The following is a 374-nucleotide window of genomic DNA, read 5'->3' on the forward strand; positions in this document are numbered from 1 at the left end:
CACCAGGGATGAGCAATACGCTCCGGCAAATCCTTTGGCCAATATCGCGCCAGGTGTCCGCTGCAGTGCGGCGGCAACCTGCTTCGCCTTGCGGTCTCCCGTTTCGGCAATCAGTGCTGGGCTCACGTCAGAACCAGCAATCAATGGATGATGGCCGACGAATGGTCCCGCATCGGGATCGTTGACCTCGACACTGATGGCGCGCAGCTTTCCGCCCTTGTCCTTGATGTATTCGCATGCGGCCTGGTAACTGGGGTCGAACCGCTTCATGTAGCCGACCTGAACCACCAATCCGGATTGCTGCTCCAGCTCCATGAGCGCATCGATCTCAGCAGCACCGTAGCAAAGCGGCTTTTCGCAGAACACATGCAGGC

Annotated in this window: 1 protein-coding gene; it reads right to left on the minus strand. The window is 58.8% G+C overall.

The features are described 5' to 3' along the window. A partial coding sequence (locus tag AC1D0P_RS31890) for a Gfo/Idh/MocA family oxidoreductase (protein ID WP_477680381.1) occupies window positions 1-374 on the minus strand: 374 nt, incomplete at both ends.

It is taken from the genome of Polaromonas sp. P1_G2, assembly GCF_056405515.1.